The organism is Pseudalkalibacillus sp. Hm43, assembly GCF_051842935.1.
GTDB lineage: Bacteria > Bacillota > Bacilli > Bacillales > Fictibacillaceae > Pseudalkalibacillus.
Genome location: NZ_JBPXRR010000001.1, coordinates 2,069,352 through 2,086,554, shown reverse-complemented (window position 1 = coordinate 2,086,554; position 17,203 = coordinate 2,069,352). Strand labels below are relative to the sequence as shown.

Below are 17,203 nucleotides of genomic sequence, written 5' to 3'. Positions count from 1 at the left end.
GCGTGATAATGATTATCATTTACGATGAAGGGAAGATGAACATGCGTGTACTACTGCAATCCATCCTACTATTATTATTTACAATCATGATTCCAGTCGAAGCGATGGCTTATTCTTATGGTGATCCAAGTGAAGAACCGATCGCTATCGCCTACGAGGAAATGGTCAGTTACTTAGATAATGAGAATTATGGGAAGGCTGAAGAACTCTTCGGCACCATAAAAGAAGAAATTCAACTACATATGGGAAATGAAATCGTGAACAAAGTCGAGGAAGCATTCGAGGAAGAAGATAAAGAAGCGATCAAAGATCATATGCAGACGATTCTCGTTCTCAACATTTCAAGAAGACTTGGAGCGATTGAAGAAAAGTTTGACGAAGTGGATAAAAACAAAATCTTGATAGCGAAAGCGAATGCTACATATAAAGTCCTTTCTCCAGCCGTACAAAACGAAAATCCTGAATTGGATGCTCAATTGAAGGATGAGTTTGAAAACGCGCTTAACGCTCTAGGGAACCCTGGTTTGTTCGGAGTCGGGGAGAAGGAGTCGAATCCAGAAGGATTCAAAACAAGCAAAGAAAACATCTTGAACGATTTAAAGCAGTTCTTTGATTTAGAAAGTGTCGATGTCGGACATTACGCAGCTGATAGATCGGAAGAGGAAAGTGCGTCTAACACACAAACATGGACGGACTACGCCCAGCTTAAAAACTGGCTGCCGATACTGATCTTAGCTGTCATCATCATTGGGGTCGTAATATACGTTCGTAGAAAAAGATAAAAGGCCTGAACGAGATAGGGGAGAGAGCACATGGCGAGTTTAGAAATCCAAGCATTATTGATTACATTCCGTGAAGCACTCGAAGCTTTACTGATTGTCGGAATCATCACCACTTACCTGAAACGAATCAAAAGACCTGAATACACTAAATACGTGTGGATCGGTGTCGGTCTTGCGCTCCTGGCAAGCTTCGGAGCCGCCTTATTATTCCAGGTCGTATTCACTGGATTCGCGGCAATGGGTAGTGAAATGTATCTGAAAATATCAATTATGTTGATTTCCTCCATTCTCTTGACTCAGATGGTCTTCTGGATGGCTAAACATAGCAAGAATCTAAAAGGTGAAATGGAGTCGAAGCTCGATACGTACTTGACGACAGGAAATGTCATCGGAATGGTCTTCCATTCTTTCCTCGTCGTACTGAGAGAAGGAATCGAGACAGTATTCTTCTTTGCAGCGATTACAGGAGGAAACATCGAGAAAGCAATCACGGGTTGGGGAGCGATCTCCGGAGTCCTGATTGCGGTTGTCGTATGTTACTTCTTCTTCAAAGGATCGATGCGCGTACCATTGAAAACTTTCTTCAAAGTGACAGGAGCATTCATCGTGGTGGTTGCCGCTGGATTACTTGTTCAAGGAATCTCCGTGATGCAAGACCTTAAAATCATCGGCAGCGTCATGCCACAAGTCTACAACCTGACAAGTTTTCTTCCTGAGCATCCGATCGACTATGCTCATTATGTAAGAGATCACGGTGTAGCACCTCTTCTATCAGGTGAAATCGGTATTTTCTTAAAGGCACTTTTCGGATACTCATCCATGCCATCCATTGAAGAAGTGGTCGCGTATATCGGATACTTTGTCGTCATCTACTTACTCGTCAAAGAGAACGGCAAAGAAAAGACAGCTCCAACAAAACAGACTGTCTCCCAAAATGAAGACAAACAAGAAGTCTCTGGTGCTTACGGTAAAAAAGCGCCTGGAGTTTCAACAATCAACACATAATCAAAAACGACAAGACGTTTACAGCGATGTATCCGTCTTGTTTTCTTTATGTCCAGGAAGCATAATAGGTAGATAGACATAAGAACAGTAAGGTGAATCATCTTGAAGCGAATATATTCTGTAACAGCATTCATACTCATTATGACCTCTTTTTTAGGAATCCGTATATATTTTGCAAGCCCATATGCTTCTACTTGGGACATGGTGGACTTTAGCCTTGCACTCGAACGATTCGACTTGTTCATGATGCAGCCCCATTTTCCGGGATATCCTTACTTCATCTTCTTGGGAATGATGGTAGAACCTTTTGTACAAGAACCAGGTAAAGCATTGTCAATCGTCAGTGCGGTTTTATGGACGTCGGCAGCCATTCCAACTTATTTGATTTTGAAAAAGCGTATGGATTATTGGCTTGCGCTACTTGGCACAATCGTCATCCAATCATCCACATACCTTTGGGTGATGTCCACTCAGCCGATGAGTGAGGCAGCTGCAGTAGCTGTGTTACTCTGGTTTTTCTGGGCATTGGATGTTTCCTTGGAAAAGAAGGAACGTCTAGGACAGGCTGTTCTTGCTTCATTCCTTTTCAGTGTATTGATGGGCATCCGGCTATCTTATTTTCCCTTCGGCATTGGCTTGCTCTTATTATGGTGGAGGAGATGGAAAGGATTACGTAAATCTGCGATTCCACTGGCAGAAATCCTTCTCTTTATTCTTTTCCAATTCATATGGATTGGCGGACTCATCACGAGTGCGGGAGGAATCGGATCATTTCTTGAGTTATCTGTCTCCTTTACGAGTGGACATTTCCAGGAATGGGGCGGATCAGTCGTCACCAGTGAACTTTCAATAGTTGAGCGTCTGATCCAACTGATCTTTATCAATTATGTATGGACGGGGCTTTTGGGTGAGTCCATCCTTTCAGCTATATTGCTGTTCGGTTTTGTTGGCATGATCCTCTTTTTCGGTCGGGAAAAGATGGACCGTTGGATGCTCATTCTGTTCATTGCCTATTTGGCATGGGCATGGATTGGGCAGAACATAGAAAAACCGCGGCACATTCTACCACTCGTACCATTGACATTCTTACTTCTGATACAATCAGCAGGAAGTTCGAACATAGACAAAGGCAAAAGGGGAGCCCTCATACTAACACTTGTTCCCCTGTTGATGTTACAATCGGTAAAGGGAGTCATCCAAATTGAAGAAATCAGAGCTGAAAAACCGGCTTCTTATCAGCTTATGGAATATGTAAGTGAGCAGGAAGGCCAGTTAGCTGTTTTTACATGGGAAGAAGAACGGGTCTTCGATTATTTGAATGCACCTTTTTATTATAAAAAAACGTATCGTTATCATTTGTTCCAAGAGGAAATCAATCAATTGGAAAACCATAGAATCCTCATTACGGATCGGGTCTTGAATGGCTTTGCATATCAAGGAATCGACTACACTCCTTATGTGAAAAAAGTCAAAGTCTTCAGATCCAACCATCTGGTCGATCCGATCTATAATGAAATTGAACTCTACGAGTGGGACCCTACCATCAGAAAGCCTAAAGGGGGGACATCATGAAACAACAATTGAAACAAAAACTTTCAGTTCTTCCAAGCCAACCGGGATGCTATTTGATGAAAGACCGTAACGGCAACATCATTTACGTTGGAAAAGCGAAGAACTTACGCAACCGAGTGCGGTCTTATTTTACCGGTTCGCACGACGGCAAGACACAACGACTTGTACTCGAAATCGAGGATTTTGAATACATCGTCACTTCATCGGACCTTGAAGCGCTTGTCCTTGAAATGAATCTCATCAAGAAACATGATCCGAGATACAACGTCATGCTGAAAGATGATAAAAGTTATCCATATATCAAGATCACGAATGAAAAACAGCCGAGATTGATTACGACACGAAATGTGAAAAAGAGAACTGGCCGATACTTCGGTCCATATCCGAATGCTTATGCAGCTAACGAAACGAAGAAACTATTGGACCGTATATATCCGCTACGTAAGTGTAGAACGATGCCAGACCGCGTTTGCCTGTATTATCATATGGGCCAATGCCTTGCACCTTGTGTGTATGAAGTGACCGACGAACAGAATCGCGAAATGGTCGAAGCGATCATCCGTTTCTTGAATGGCGGGCATCAAGACGTGAAAAAAGACCTTCAAGCCAAGATGGAGAAGGCTGCAGAAGACTTGGAGTTTGAACGTGCCAAGGAACTGAGAGATCAGATTCGCCACATCGAATCGGTCATGGAACAACAGAAGATGGTTCATACCGATCAAAAAGACCGTGACGTTTTCGGTTACCACATCGATAAGGGCTGGATGTGTGTCCAAGTCTTTTTCGTGCGACAAGGAAAATTGATTGAACGAGACGTGTCGCTCTTTCCGGTTTACGGGGATCCAGAAGAAGAGTTTTTATCATTCGTCGGGCAATTTTATCTGCAAAAGAACCACATCATGCCAAAAGAAATACTCGTACCCAAGCATGTGGAGAGTGACCTATTGGAGAAATTATTGGAAATCGACGTTACCCAGCCTCAACGCGGCAAAAAGAAAGACCTTGTCAATCTGGCGACGAAGAATGCCCAAATTGCTTTAGGTGAGAAGTTCGAGTTGATCAAAAAAGACGAAGAACGAACAATCAATGCGATTGAAAATCTGGGTGAACAGTTAGGAATTGCAACGCCTAACCGGATCGAAGCCTTTGATAACTCGAACATCCAGGGCACGAACCCTGTATCAGCTATGGTCGTCTTCACAGATGGGAGACCGAATAAGAAACAGTATCGTAAATATAAAATCAAAACAGTCGAAGGACCGGATGATTACGCGTCGATGAGAGAAGTGACACGCAGACGTTATTCGCGCGTGTTGAAAGAAGATCTTCCTCTGCCGGACTTGATCATCATCGATGGAGGAAAAGGGCAAATCAGTGCAGCCATCGATGTACTGGAGAACGAACTAGGGCTGTCCATCCCGGTTTGTGGGCTCGTGAAAGATGACAAACATAATACGGCACAACTGATGATGGGCGATCCACCGGCAGTGGTGCCTCTCGCACGGAACAGTCAGGAATTCTACCTTTTACAACGGATACAGGACGAAGTTCACCGTTTTGCGATTACATTCCACAGGCAGATCCGTGAGAAAGGGATGGTCCAATCCAGTCTTGACCGGATTCCGGGCATTGGAGAAAAGAGAAGGAAAGCATTGTTAAAGCATTTCGGTTCGTTCAAGAAAATCAAGCAAGCTTCTGTTGAGGATTTGGTGGATGCGAAGATCCCAAGCTCCGTTGCAGAAAACATCGTTTCCTACTTCACTGAGCAAGAACAAGAACAGGAAGAGAATTAAACGGCAAATGAAAAGGGCTGATTGGAGCACCTAGAGTCTACTCTGTGCTTCCAATCAGCCCTTTCTTTGTATGTAAACTATGAAACTGGGGTGTCTTCTGAGTCTTCTTTCACTTCATCTTTGCGATCCCATTGGACATTGAAGATGATTTTATCGACTTTGCCGCGTTTCACTTCTTCAGTCGACTCGGTTATCTTCTCTTTCCGCTGCTGGATCTGTTCTGCTAAGAAGCCTGCTTCCAACTGAAAAGAGTCATGTTTACGTTGTTTCAACAAATCCCCGATACGTTCTGAAGTCATCTCGAATGTCATTTCTTTCGTGTTCGCAGATAGAAGAGTCAGTTCTCCAAAGTTCGCTTTCGCGAAGAACTGAATGATTTCCTCGTTGGAGGATAGGGGATATTTACGGGCTAACGTTCTACCAGCCCAATATAGTAGACTATGATCATCTTTTCCGAACAATTCAGGTAAGAGTACATCCCTTAATAGTTCATACCCGAATAAGTATGCTTCTTTTTCACTCGGTTGTGGAAGGATATTCTTGTCTTTTCTCATATAACCTCTCCTTTCCTTCCTCATTATTATTCTATTATAGCTTAATCTGTCGAATGGTCCAAAGCGATTTTCTGAAACTCCGATAATATTATTCAACGACAATCTATGCACCATTCTAAGAAAAGGCTTTCATAGTCTTGAACTTTCTGACATCCAAATGTATTCGTTTTCTTGACGCTCCTATATGATGGGAGTACAATATACATGTTATCAATTCTTGTCGGAGCTTGTCTCTGATAGGCGATTTTTACCTGAGCGCATGATCGGAATCTTGAAATTATTTGAAATTGCAGCGGCAACATTTATCTAAAAGGGGGCGTAGACATGGCACAACACAAGGACTTTGCATTACGAAGATTACATTCATTACTTGGTGTCATACCAATTGGTCTATACTTAGTTCAACACTTGACCGTTAACCATTTTGCGACAAGAGGTCGTGAAGAGTTTAATGCTGCAGCACACTTTATGGAGACACTTCCATTCCGTTATTTTCTGGAAATTTTCATCATCTTCCTACCGATCATCTTTCATGCTGTTTTCGGGCTGTACATAACTTTCCAGGCTCGTAACAATGTGAACCGCTACGGTTACTTCCGTAACTGGATGTTCATGGTTCAGCGTGTTACAGGGATCATCACGCTTATTTTCATCGCTTGGCACGTTTGGGAAACCCGTGTCGCAGCTGCTTTCGGGGCAGAAGTGAATTTCAATATGATGGAAGAAATCCTTGATAACCCGATTATGATTGGATTCTATGTGATTGGGGTCTTATCAACTGTATTCCATTTCTCAAATGGATTATGGTCATTCTTTGTCAGCTGGGGACTTGCTGTATCTCCACGTTCGCAAAAGATCCTCACTTATGTAACCGTGGGTATTTTCTTTGCGGTATCTATTATCGGAATGCGTTCAATCTTCGCATTCGTTTATCCAGAATGGTTTGCTTCTCTAGCGACAAACCTACCAATTTTATAAGGAGTGAGTCACGATGAGCAAAGGTAATATCATAATTGTAGGTGGAGGACTGGCAGGATTAATGGCTGCCATCAAATCCGCTGAAGCAGGAATGCACGTTGATCTGTTCTCACTCGTTCCAGTTAAACGTTCTCACTCCGTTTGTGCACAGGGTGGAATAAACGGGGCTGTTAACACGAAAGGGGAAGGGGACTCTCCTTGGGAACATTTCGATGATACAGTTTACGGAGGAGACTTCCTTGCGAACCAACCTCCAGTAAAAGCGATGTGTGATGCTGCACCAGGCATCATCCACTTGCTAGACCGTATGGGTGTCATGTTCAACCGTACACCAGAAGGTCTGTTGGACTTCCGTCGTTTCGGAGGTACGCAACACCATAGAACAGCATTTGCTGGGGCTACAACAGGTCAGCAGTTACTATATGCACTAGACGAGCAAGTTCGTCGTTACGAAGTACAAGGTCTTGTCACGAAGTATGAAGGCTGGGACTTCCAATCTGCAGTGCTTGATGATGACAATGTTTGTCGCGGTATCGTTGCTCAAAACTTGAAGACTTCTGAGATCCAAAGCTTCAAATCTGATGCGGTCATCATGGCAACTGGTGGACCTGGAGTCATCTTCGGTAAATCAACCAACTCTGTCATCAATACTGGAGCAGCTGCTTCTGCTCTTTATCAACAAGGTGTCCACTATGCGAATGGTGAGTTCATCCAGATTCACCCGACAGCCATTCCTGGCGACGACAAATTACGTCTTATGAGTGAATCTGCACGTGGTGAAGGTGGACGAGTTTGGACTTATAAAGATGGTAAGCCATGGTATTTCCTTGAAGAGAAGTACCCTGCATACGGTAACCTCGTTCCACGTGACATCGCAACACGTGAAATCTTTGATGTTTGTGTGAGACAGAAGCTTGGTATCAATGGTGAAAACATGGTATACCTCGATCTATCCCACAAAGATCCAAAAGAACTGGATATCAAACTCGGTGGAATCATTGAAATCTATGAGAAATTCATGGGTGATGATCCACGTAAAGTACCTATGAAGATCTTCCCTGCCGTCCACTATTCTATGGGTGGTATGTGGGTCGACTACGATCAAATGACGAATATTCCTGGTCTATTTGCTGCAGGAGAGTGTGATTACTCACAACACGGTGCAAACCGTCTTGGTGCGAACTCCTTGCTATCTTCCATTTATGGTGGAATGGTTGCAGGACCTAAGGCAGCAGAATATATCAACGGCTTAGAAAAGACGACTGAAGACATTTCTTCTACAGTTTACGAGCGTCAAGTGAAGAAAGAAGAAGATCACCTCGAACAGATCATGAAGATGGATGGTACGGAAAACGCGTATCAGATTCATAAAGAACTCGGTGAATGGATGACTGCGAATGTAACCGTTGTTCGTCACAACGATAAGTTGCAAGAAACGGATGACAAGATTGTAGAATTGATGGAACGATATAAAGATATCAACATCAATGACACGTCTAAGTGGAGTAACCAGGGTGTATCCTTTACACGTCAACTGTGGCACATGCTGCAATTGTCACGTGTCGTCACACTCGGTGCACTGAACCGTAATGAAAGTCGAGGCGCACACTATAAGCCAGACTTCCCGGATCGTAACGACGAAGAATGGTTGAAGACAACGAAAGCGATCTTCAACGCAGAGAAGAATGGTCCAGACTTCGAGTATGATGATGTCGATACATCGCTCATCGAACCTCGTAAACGTGACTACTCTAAGAAGAAGGGAGCGAAATAATAATCATGGCTGAAGAGAAAAAAATCATTCAATTTATTGTGAAACGTCAGGATAACCCTGATTCAGCAGCTTATGATGAAAAATTTGAAATCCCTTATCGCCCGAATATGAACGTCATTTCGGCTTTAATGGAAATCCGCCGAAACCCTGTTAATAGTCAAGGTGAAAAAACAACTCCAATTACATGGGAAATGGGTTGTTTGGAAGAAGTTTGCGGAGCTTGTTCCATGGTCATCAACGGGAAGCCACGTCAATCTTGTACAGCGCTTGTCGATCAATTGGAACAACCGATTCGCTTAGAACCGATGGCGACTTTCCCTGTTGTTCGTGACCTCCAGGTAGATCGTAGCCGTATGTTCGACGCATTGAAAAAGGTGAAAGCTTGGATTCCGATCGATGGAACATACGATCTAGGACCAGGGCCGCGTATGCCTGAAACAAAGCGTCAATGGGCTTACGAATTATCTAAATGTATGACTTGTGGTGTATGTCTGGAAGCTTGCCCGAATGTGAATGACAAGTCGGACTTCATCGGACCTGCTCCATTATCACAGGTACGTCTTTTCAATGCTCATCCAACTGGAGAGATGAATAAGGCAGAACGTCTGGAAGCACTCATGGGAGATGGTGGACTTGCATCTTGTGGTAACTCACAAAACTGCGTCCAGTCTTGTCCTAAGGGAATTCCATTGACGACTTCCATCGCGGCATTGAACCGTGACACAACTTTACAATCGTTCCGAAGCTTCTTCGGTTCAGACGCACAATAATTCTCAAATTAGCAACGAAACTACAAGGACTGACTCAACATCGTAAATGGGTCAGTCCTTGTTTTTTTACATAGAAGGAGGCCGTTATGAAAAGAATCGCATATATCGAAGAATGGGGAAATTGGGTAGAGGAGTTTCATTTCCATACGGATGTCAAAGTCCGTTTTTCTGAAGTCGATCCGTTTAATCATTTGAATAATACAGTTCCGTTTGTGTATTTCGAGGATGCAAGAATCCAATTATTCAAGGCGTTAGGATTCATGCAAGAGTGGAGCAGGCCAGGAAGTGTTACCATTCCAGTCGTTTCCGATTTGCAGTGCGACTATATCAGGCAAGTGTTTTTTGATGAAGCCCTGAAGATTTATGTAAAGATTGCCAACATCGGAACGACATCGATCGATTTACATTACATGGCTGAGAATGAGAAAAAAGAGCAAGTTTTCGTTGGTAGAGGGCGTATCGTCCATATCGATAAAGCACAAGGAAAACCTGCCAAATGGACAGAAAGTATGATTGAGCGAATGGAGAATATGAAAAAATCCATCAAAGCCTAATATAATTTTTTGGTGGTGGCAAGTCACGACCATTTTCATCCCTTCATATGATATGTTGACTAAATATCTTTTCTGCATGACCGCAGCTCGTTAGCCCATGCAAGGAGGGGTGAAATCATTGAAAGATAAACACTACCGACCGAAGCCTCTACTTACAAAAAGGGAGAGAGAAGTATTCGAACTTCTTGTTCAAGACAAGACAACCAGGGAGATTGCAGAACAACTTTTCATTAGCGAAAAAACGGTTCGAAATCACATTTCTAATGAAATGTGTTTTGAAACACATATATTACGGTAGATTGAAAAGCATTGATTTATCAATGCTTTTTATATTTTTATAAATAATTCCACATAATATAAAAATGATATATCCATTCATTTGAATGTAAAATAATGTTATAATTAATATATAACAACCATTAAAGGGGATTTTTTCATGGATTATCAGGTTATTGATTTAGGCTTTGATTTTGGGACCAAGTTCTTGACCGAGGATGCAGCATACTTCTTAGGATTATTGATGGCAGACGAACGCGAAGAATTTAATGGCGTAACTTATTGGTTTGCTCCAATAAGACATAACCCAAAACAATACGAGATTCAAGATTTGGAATCTCATTACATTAAGGTCAAAAATATGGCGAAAACCATTCAGAAAAATGATATGACTCAAATGACCGATTTTTTAAAGAACCAAGGCTTCACTCTTGGTAAATTTAATATGGGTAAAAAAGGGATTGTAACTTTATTCGAGGTGTTAAACACCGATTATAAGATAGAGGATTTGGTTTACGATATATCCGAGCAATTGCTAAGTTCGAGCAAGGATGTTCAACGTTCATTTATCATCGGATTATTTGATGGTCGAGGATCTTATGATGGATCAAGTTTTATTGCTGTAGATTTTGATAACGATTCTGTTAAGGATCTTGTTGTCCGATGTTTAACTAATTTGGGAATTGAACCTAATATTAATGACGGTTCAAATTCACGAAAAAGAGAAAAACCAGATTCGACACCGAGAAAGAAACAGATTCGTATCAAACATATCAATTATTTGTCTAATATTGGGTATGTATCGGATGTTCGATTTAAAAAAGCTACCGTAAAAGTCCTTGATAAATTTTCGATTAAGGAAGTTGGTACGCCACTGTATGGAGTTAAAATAATTGAACCGAAACATACTCAACAAACGCTATTTCAAAAAATTTAAGGAGTAAGAAGATATGGGAGAAAATATTATTTACTATGGTCCTCCAGGTACAGGGAAGACTTTTTTTTTACAGAAATTAAAAACAAAATATACTGATTTTGAGATATCCGATGAAGAAATCCGAAATGCTTATATTCGGTCTTCTCAAGATTGGGTATTAATTGCGTTAATATTAATACGACATGGTAACCTAATGAATAGTAATGAAATATCAACAATAATACAATCATTAAATATTACTGGTTTCTCTGGAGCCCCCTCAACTGTTTTAAATGCTCATAACATTAATTTAAATTCAAATTTTTCGAGTAATTCTCCTCAGATATTTCGTGAAAATAATATAGGTTGGTATGTTGATTTTGTAAAGTTATGGGAGTATGATCCTGAATTTTTTGATACATACTTTGAAAACACAAATATAAAGGAACGATTTTATTTTGTTACTTTTCACCAATCATTTACATACGAAGATTTTGTTGAAGGAATTAGACCTGTAATACAAAGTGACGATAGTGATGAACTACAAGAAGATTTGGAAGAACAATTAAGCGAAATTGAAGATGAAGACTCTGAACTGCAATATAACTCTGAAATAAAATACCAAATTACTAATGGTATATTCAAGTTAATTTGTGATAACGCAAGAGATAATTCTACCCAAGAGTTTGCAATTTTTATTGATGAGATTAACCGTGGCAATATCTCTGAAATATTTGGAGAATTAATCAGTCTGATTGAGCTAGACAAGAGGGAAGAAATGCCCAATGAATTAAAAGTTCTGCTCCCGTACTCAAAGAAACCATTTGGGGTTCCAAAAAATGTATCAATTTATGGTACTATGAATTCCGCTGACAGAAGTATCGCTCTTATTGATGTGGCTTTACGTCGAAGGTTTGATTTTATTCCTATGAAATCTGATACCAACGTTTTAGAAACTGCTTTACGCGAAAAAGGAATAGATCCAACTAATATTGGAGGAATCAATTTAATTGAATTGTTGACTGTTATCAATAAAAGAATTCATGTATTATTAGATGAAAATTTTGAAATAGGACATGCTTATTTTACTTCTATTTCAAGTTTTAATGATATTAGCGATGTCATTGTAAATAAAGTGATTCCGTTACTTGAAGAATATTTCTTTGATGATTTAGAAAAAATCCAACTGATTTTTTCAGACTTAGATGAAGACGGAGAGTTAAAAGCTAATGCTGTATATAAACATACAATGCTTGATATAGAAGATTTATTTGAATATCAAGGAGATTTCAATCTTGAGAATAAGAAAGACTATTTTGTATCCGATTCAATTACTGTTGATTCATTAAGGAAGATTTATTCTTAAAGAATAGAGGGTAATCATGGGAGTAATATCAATAATTGAACATCAAAAAATAAAAATTGCTAGCAGTTTTGATCCGCATTTAAAACAAATTACTAGAGAAGATGCAAAATATTTAAGAGAGCTTGAACTGATTCAAGATAAAAAGATTTTCAGCTGGGGACTTAATACGGTATCTCCTATGCAATGGATAGGAATCATAAATATGCCAAATGGGACTATTGAGATACTACCTAAAATCGCAAATAACGAAAATGATGAAAGTTTGCGTGAAATTCTTGTTCACATGCTTCAAGTCGTACATGATGTACCTGTTAGGAAGAATATCATTTCAAACCTTAGTTATGGGACACAAGGTTTTCTTGATGTCCTTATATTTCTTTTTTTAACTGAATTAGAAAAACAATCTAGGTATGGAATGTATAAAACCTATCAAAAACATACCCAAAACTTAAACACAATAAAGGGGAAGGTGGATTATCCAGAAAACCTAAGAAAAAATGCAAACTTAAAACACAAGTTTGTTTGTAAGTATTCTAAATTTAGTGAAGACAATCTCCTGAATCAAATTATTCGATTTACTCTAGAGTTTACAAAAAAAATTACATTATCTAATCAAAATAAATCACTTATAAAAAGGTTATTAGTCGATTTTAATGAAGTAAGCTTGCTCGATATAAAAGAAACGGATCTTAATAAAATTATTCTTAGTCGAAATACCAAAAGGTTTGAAGAAACGCTTAATTATTGTAGGTTATTTTTAAAAGGTTTAGCATTAGATTTAAAAAGTGGAGAAGTAAAGATAAATTTCATGTTATTCGATATGAATTTGTTGTTCGAAAAGTATATTTATAGAATGTTTAAGAAAGCATTACCAAATAGTAAAGTGATATATCAAAACAAAAAAAATTATATGCTTGTTCAAGAGTCTTCATTATCAAAAAAAGTGCAATTAAAACCAGATCTAATTATTACATACAATAATAAAACATTTGTTTTAGACACAAAGTGGAAGAACAATAAGGGATTTGATGGAAAAGACATGTACCAAATGAATACATATCTAGATTGTATCCCGAAGGTTGAAGAGGGGATATTATTGTATCCTAAATCGACAAAAAATGATAAGATAATAGATAACTATGAAGTTAGAAATCCTCAAAATAAAACGGTAATAAAAATTAGGACGGTTGACTTATCATTGTCTGGAGATAATCCAGCTTTTTTAAATTTATTAATCAGTTTTTTATTATAAGTTAAGTAGGTGGTCTAGATCGAACAACATATCAAAATATATAACAACAACTGCCTTGATATCTTAAAAGGTCTTGAGGATGAGAGTGTCGATTTAATTCTAACTGATCCTCCATATAATCTTGGGAATTTCATGAGAGATAGACAAACTAATTTAAAAAAAATGCGTGATAACTTTTTTGGAGATGCAGGCTGGGACGATATGGAGTTTGAAGAATGGACAAAGAGTATGCACATGTTTTTTGAGCAGGCTCAACGTGTACTTAAGAAAAAAGGCTCAATGATTATGTTTATGTCTCTTCTCAGGGTTGAAACTATGGTTAAACTTGCTACCGAACACAAATTTTATTATAAAACTACAGGTGTTTGGCACAAAAAAAATCCTATGCCACGAAACATGAACTTACATTTTATCAATTCAACTGAGGGTTGGTTGTATTTTGTTTCAAAAGGAAGGACAGGTACTTACAACAATAATGGAAAGGCATTACATGACTTTATTGAAACTTCCGTTGCACCTGCAGGTGAAAAAAAATACGGCGGTCATCCAACTCAAAAGCCAGAAAAATTATTTGAGCATTTTATTCAAGTACTAACAAATGAAAATGATGTGGTTCTTGATCCTTTTATGGGTAGTGGAACTGCAGGTGTAGTTTCGAAGAGAAATAACCGTAATTTTATCGGCATAGAAATAGATCAAAATTATTATGATGTGGCTAAGTTACGTTTAGATGATGTAGAAAAAGGTTACCAGTTAACATCATTATTTTCTCGGGAGTTGACGTAAGTGAACATAATTGATTTATTTTCGGGGGTAGGAGGTCTTTCTCTTGGGTTTAGGCAAGCTGGATTTAATGTGGTAATTGCTAATGAAATTGATAAGGAAATTTCTAAGGCTTATAAAGAGAACCACCCTAAAACAAAGATGCTTAATATTGATATTACAAAGCTTGATATTCCATCTGTTTTTTCCGAGTATAAAGGGAAAATTGATGTAATTATTGGCGGGCCACCTTGCCAGGGTTTTTCCCAGAAAGGTGCAAGAAAAGTTTTAGATGATGAAAGAAATTATTTATTTGAATATTTTTACAGAGTTGTAGAGTATTTAAAACCTAGATATTTTCTAATGGAAAATGTTCCGAATTTATTAACTGCAAACAAAGGTTCTTTTAAGACTGATATTTATAATGTATTTGAAAAAATTGGATATAACTTGGATTCTGGAATATTAAATGCTTACGATTATGGAGTACCTCAAATGAGAAGGAGAGCATTTATAATAGGAAAAATTGATGGAAGCATTTCCTTGCCGTTAGGTTTTTTTGAAAAGGTATCATCCTGGGAAGCCATTTCTGATTTGGCTTATTTAAATTCAGGTGAAGGGATGATTGAGCAAGAATACTTAAATCCTCCAAAAACAAATTACCAAGTAATGTTAAGAAAAAATTCTCGGAAACTATATAACCATGTAGCCACAAATCACTCTGATATTGCTATTGAACGAATGAAGTTAGTCCCTCCTGAAAGAGGTAGGGAATCATTACCTGTAGAACATCTGACAAAATCTATATATAGCGGAACCTGGTCAAGAATCATTAAGTCTGATCCATCAGTTACAATTACAACTCGATTTGATACTCCTTCCTCTGGACGGTTTACACATCCATATTTGAATCGTGCAATTACAGTAAGAGAGGCTGCGAGAATACAATCATTCCCAGATGACTTTATCTTTTATGGAACTAAAACATCTCAAATGAAGCAGGTAGGAAATGCGGTTCCTCCATTATTAGCAAATAGGATTGCTGAATCCATCAAACAGGATATGTTGACTAATAATAAAGTGATTGATATGAGAAAAATAGAAACATGTACTCTGTAGAGAGTACATGTTTTTCTTAATTTAATTTCATAATTAGTTCCAATTTAAAAACAGATAATTAATAATCATGATTCTAACTCTGGAATATGAAAAAACAGAATTTCCAAAAAGGAACTTCTGTTTTTTTTTTATATTAATTTGTTGAAGAATAATTTTATACAGAGGTATATACCGCTACCCTTATATCTTAGGGTAAAGAAGGACATTACAAATTGGCTAGAGTTCTCGTCTCCCTCGGCTTCGACTAACCATCGAAAAATCGTCCGTTAAAGGGACATGCAAATATCCAGATACACTAGTATCGTTACTAGTGACCCGTCGTAGTCAAGCTAAGCTTGAGGTGGAATAGGAAAGTGATCGTGGTGATCCCGCTTGTAAAGCTACACCTGGAAAGCGTCTATATATGAATACCCTAACGTGCGACGACTTCGGCTCCATACCGAAGCGTTCATTTTTCACTCTTTTTATAAGGGTGGGAGAGCTCTGAGCTTCTCTCCACCCGAAGCAATAAATACAAAATATAAATAAACCAGACATGCTATTACAGACATATAATACATTAATTAAAGTCATAATTACCTAGTCATTAAATGTCATTAAACTTGTATTCATTAGGTAGATGTAGCCGCTTATCATATATTAGGAGGTTACAAACGATGTTAAATGTCGGCATTAATGGTTTTGGCCGTATCGGAAGAATGGTATTTAGAAGAATACTTAAGGATCAATCAAAAGTAATTATTGCTATAAATTCAAGTTATTCTCCTTTAACTTTGGCACACCTAATTAAATATGACACTGTTCATGGAAAATTAGATGTTGAAATCGAAACAAAAGATGATGAAATAGTGATTAACGGAGTCACAATTAAAGTCTTAAATGAACGAGATCCTAAAAATATCCCTTGGAATAAATATGGGGTAGAACTGGTTGTAGAAGCAACTGGAGTTTTTCGTACAATAGAGTCGGCAGGTGCTCATATAAACTCTGGCGGAGCAAAGAAAGTAGTCGTAACCGCCCCCTCCAAAGACGATATGAAGATGATTGTTATGGGAGTAAATGAAAGGACATATGAAAATGATGCTATTGTTTCAAATGCTTCTTGTACCACAAATGCCCTTGCTCCTTTATTAAATGTTCTAGAATCAAGTTACGGTATTAACAGCGGTTTAGTCACTACTGTTCATTCATATACCAATGACCAAAAAATCCTAGATAATCCACACAATGATTTAAGGAGATCAAGGGCAGCAGGATTAAATATGATTCCAACTACCACTGGTGCAGCAAGTGCAATTGGAAAAATCATACCCACTTTATCTGGAAAATTAGACGGTGTGTCAGTACGTGTTCCCACCCCAAATGTATCTTTACTAGATGTGGTTGTTGATTTAAAAATTGAAACTACAAAAGAAGAAGTAAATAAAGTGTTTCAAAACGAATCAAAAAAGAATAACGGAGTCATTGGTTTCAATGAACTTCCGTTAGTATCTTGTGATTATATTGGAAATTCCAATTCGGTAATTGTTGACGGTCTATCGACAATGCTTATTTGCGGAAAAAAACTAAAATTATTAGGTTGGTATGATAATGAATGGGGGTATTCATGTCGTATTGTCGATCTAATAAATTATATATCAAACCAAAACAACGGTTAAACGACCGTTGTTTTTTCATACGAGATAATTACACCGAACTTTGGATAAATGATATGATATAACCAGAAACTA

General features: G+C 38.5%; 16 protein-coding genes. 15 read left to right on the top strand and 1 reads right to left on the bottom strand.

All coding sequences use genetic code 11. The features are described from left to right. Positions 1-41: 41 nt before the first annotated feature. From ACSVDE_RS11080 to uvrC, 4 genes are all read left to right on the top strand, one after another. Complete coding sequence (locus tag ACSVDE_RS11080) at positions 42-782, top strand: hypothetical protein (protein ID WP_439300950.1); 741 nt, start codon at positions 42-44, stop codon at positions 780-782. Between the two features lie 30 nt (positions 783-812). Next, the gene (locus ACSVDE_RS11075) at positions 813-1,787 is read left to right on the top strand and encodes an FTR1 family iron permease (protein ID WP_439300949.1); all 975 of its coding nucleotides are present in this window, start codon (positions 813-815) and stop codon (positions 1,785-1,787) included. Between the two features lie 102 nt (positions 1,788-1,889). After that, entirely contained in the window at positions 1,890-3,359 is a 1,470-nt protein-coding gene (locus tag ACSVDE_RS11070; protein ID WP_439300948.1) for a nucleoporin-interacting protein, read from the top strand. Beyond that, on the top strand, positions 3,356-5,152 hold the full coding sequence (gene uvrC / locus ACSVDE_RS11065; RefSeq protein ID WP_439300947.1) for an excinuclease ABC subunit UvrC: 1,797 nt from the start codon (positions 3,356-3,358) through the stop codon (positions 5,150-5,152). The genes ACSVDE_RS11070 and uvrC overlap by 4 nt, the downstream gene beginning before the upstream one ends. A gap of 77 nt (positions 5,153-5,229) precedes the next feature. Here the strand turns inward: uvrC and ACSVDE_RS11060 are convergent, their stop codons facing one another. After that, positions 5,230-5,706, bottom strand: a complete 477-nt coding sequence (locus ACSVDE_RS11060) for a YslB family protein (protein ID WP_439300946.1) — start codon at positions 5,704-5,706, stop codon at positions 5,230-5,232. A gap of 324 nt (positions 5,707-6,030) precedes the next feature. Here ACSVDE_RS11060 and ACSVDE_RS11055 point away from each other — a divergent pair, with 324 nt between their 5' ends. The 11 genes from ACSVDE_RS11055 to gap all read left to right on the top strand — a co-directional run bounded on the left by ACSVDE_RS11055 (position 6,031) and on the right by gap (position 17,131). Next, positions 6,031-6,684: a succinate dehydrogenase cytochrome b558 subunit gene (locus tag ACSVDE_RS11055; protein WP_439300945.1), complete on the top strand. Its 654-nt coding sequence runs from the start codon at positions 6,031-6,033 to the stop codon at positions 6,682-6,684. A gap of 13 nt (positions 6,685-6,697) precedes the next feature. Next, positions 6,698-8,458, top strand: a complete 1,761-nt coding sequence (sdhA, locus tag ACSVDE_RS11050) for a succinate dehydrogenase flavoprotein subunit (RefSeq protein WP_439300944.1) — start codon at positions 6,698-6,700, stop codon at positions 8,456-8,458. A 5-nt stretch (positions 8,459-8,463) separates the two neighbouring features. Beyond that, a complete protein-coding gene (gene sdhB / locus ACSVDE_RS11045) occupies positions 8,464-9,228 on the top strand; it encodes a succinate dehydrogenase iron-sulfur subunit (RefSeq protein ID WP_439300943.1) in 765 nt (254 codons plus the stop codon). 86 nt (positions 9,229-9,314) lie between these two features. After that, positions 9,315-9,782, top strand: a complete 468-nt coding sequence (locus ACSVDE_RS11040) for an acyl-CoA thioesterase (protein ID WP_439300942.1) — start codon at positions 9,315-9,317, stop codon at positions 9,780-9,782. 97 nt (positions 9,783-9,879) lie between these two features. Further along, positions 9,880-10,080 carry a helix-turn-helix domain-containing protein gene (locus ACSVDE_RS11035; RefSeq protein WP_439300941.1) on the top strand — a complete coding sequence of 67 codons (201 nt, stop codon included), beginning with the start codon at positions 9,880-9,882 and terminating at the stop codon, positions 10,078-10,080. Between the two features lie 138 nt (positions 10,081-10,218). Beyond that, on the top strand, positions 10,219-10,995 hold the full coding sequence (locus ACSVDE_RS11030) for an LAGLIDADG family homing endonuclease (protein WP_439300940.1): 777 nt from the start codon (positions 10,219-10,221) through the stop codon (positions 10,993-10,995). 13 nt (positions 10,996-11,008) lie between these two features. Then, positions 11,009-12,340: an AAA family ATPase gene (locus ACSVDE_RS11025; RefSeq protein WP_439300939.1), complete on the top strand. Its 1,332-nt coding sequence runs from the start codon at positions 11,009-11,011 to the stop codon at positions 12,338-12,340. Positions 12,341-12,356: 16 nt separating this feature from the next. Beyond that, positions 12,357-13,592: an McrC family protein gene (locus ACSVDE_RS11020; RefSeq protein WP_439300938.1), complete on the top strand. Its 1,236-nt coding sequence runs from the start codon at positions 12,357-12,359 to the stop codon at positions 13,590-13,592. 18 nt (positions 13,593-13,610) lie between these two features. Next, a complete protein-coding gene (locus ACSVDE_RS11015; protein WP_439301981.1) occupies positions 13,611-14,378 on the top strand; it encodes a DNA-methyltransferase in 768 nt (255 codons plus the stop codon). Beyond that, positions 14,379-15,473, top strand: coding sequence for a DNA cytosine methyltransferase (locus ACSVDE_RS11010; RefSeq protein ID WP_439300937.1), 1,095 nt, complete (start codon positions 14,379-14,381; stop codon positions 15,471-15,473). A 656-nt stretch (positions 15,474-16,129) separates the two neighbouring features. Beyond that, entirely contained in the window at positions 16,130-17,131 is a 1,002-nt protein-coding gene (gene gap / locus ACSVDE_RS11005) for a type I glyceraldehyde-3-phosphate dehydrogenase (protein WP_439300936.1), read from the top strand. Positions 17,132-17,203: the final 72 nt, after the last annotated feature.